3 protein-coding genes are annotated in these 1,248 nt (G+C 72.6%); 2 read left to right on the top strand and 1 reads right to left on the bottom strand.

The features are described 5' to 3' along the window. Both AC5LUJ_RS10670 and AC5LUJ_RS10665 read left to right on the top strand, forming a co-directional pair. The coding region (locus AC5LUJ_RS10670) for an LUD domain-containing protein (RefSeq protein ID WP_493464856.1) at window positions 1–193 on the top strand (193 nt) is incomplete at its 5' end. 425 nt (window positions 194–618) lie between these two features. After that, a complete protein-coding gene (locus tag AC5LUJ_RS10665) occupies window positions 619–906 on the top strand; it encodes an SHOCT domain-containing protein (protein ID WP_493464855.1) in 288 nt (95 codons plus the stop codon). A gap of 202 nt (window positions 907–1,108) precedes the next feature. On the opposite strand, the gene AC5LUJ_RS10660 is transcribed toward AC5LUJ_RS10665, so the two are convergent. After that, on the bottom strand, window positions 1,109–1,243 hold the full coding sequence (locus tag AC5LUJ_RS10660; protein ID WP_493464865.1) for a DUF8832 domain-containing protein: 135 nt from the start codon (window positions 1,241–1,243) through the stop codon (window positions 1,109–1,111). Between the last annotated feature and the right edge of the window lie 5 nt (window positions 1,244–1,248).

Here is a 1,248-nt window from a genome sequence, read left to right as displayed (position 1 = left end):
AGCCGCGATCGCCCGTCTGCGTCCGGACCAGCCGCTGACCTGGATCTCCGGCCCGTCCGCGACCAGCGACATCGAGCTGGAGCGCGTCGAGGGGGTGCACGGCCCGCGCACCCTGCACGTGATCGTCATCGACGAGGGGCCGTCGCTCCCGGCGCGCCGGAAGAGCACCGATCATGATCCTTCCTGTGGATGATCGGGAAAGAACGCTCAGCTCATGGTCGACACAACTCCGCTACCCCAGGTCACAACTTCGCCACCTTGGGTCATGGCTCCGTCACCTCAGGCCTGGCCGAGCCCGCGGGTCCACAATGCCCGCGCGCTGATCTGTTCTGGCCGACTGCCGTACATGGGGCCTCCGGCCGTACATGGGGCGTTCGGCCGGGCCGGTGGGCCTCGTCGGATCTGTCGGCGTGTGACCTTTGGCGGGTGGGAACCGTACCCGTGGAGGGTATGCCTCCACCGGTCGGCATCGGGACGGACGCCGGAAACCCCGATCGGCCGGGACGGCATGGCGCGGGTGTACCGCGCACCGCCCGATGCCGCGGGTGGACGCCGGCAGGGGAGATGATGACGATGTGGTGGCATGGGGACGGTCCCGGCGGCTGGGGGATCGCGCTGATGACGATCAGTATGGTCGCCTTCTGGGCGCTGGTCATCGTGGCGGTGGTCGCCGTGATCCGCTACCTTGGCCGTCTCCCGCAGCAGCCACCCATGCCGCCTGTGCCGCCAGCACCACCGGCGCGGCCCTACCCGCCCACACCCGAGCAGGTGCTCGCCGACCGGTTCGCCCGCGGTGAGATCGACGAGGAGGAGTACCGCCGCCGCGTCGAGGTCCTGCGGCATCCGGGGCAGCTCACTGGACAAGCCCTGGCTCCGCCGGCTCCCGGCCCCGCCGCCCGGCCCTGACCGGAACACGGGTTCCCCGATCGGACGGGTTCCTCCCCGGGGCGGGCACCACGCGGCACAGGCCTCCGACGCCGCTGGCCACGTTGCCGGACGGCCATCCTGCCGGGCCGGACGGCCACTCTGCCGGGCGGCGGACCCGACGGGGGGCCGGGAAGCGTCGGCCGGTGACCGCCGCCGCTCCCCGGCTCCGGCCGGATGACGGTCAGCCGACGGGCAGGGTCACCGCGGCCGTGCGCAGGACGCCGGCGGTCTGGAACTGCACGAACAGCCGCCAGTTGCCAGTTCGCGGCAGGCTCGCCTCGAACGTCAGGGCCGGGCCGCCGTCCTTCCCGCCCACGGTCA

The organism is Protofrankia sp. CiP1_Cm_nod3, from assembly GCF_982290655.1.
This window is presented reverse-complemented; position numbering and strand designations above follow the sequence as displayed.

Coding starts and splice junctions, on each gene's coding strand:
- AC5LUJ_RS10665 (WP_493464855.1), top strand. CDS start 619: ATGACGATCAGTATGGTCGCCTTCTGGGCGCTGGTCATCGTGGCGGTG.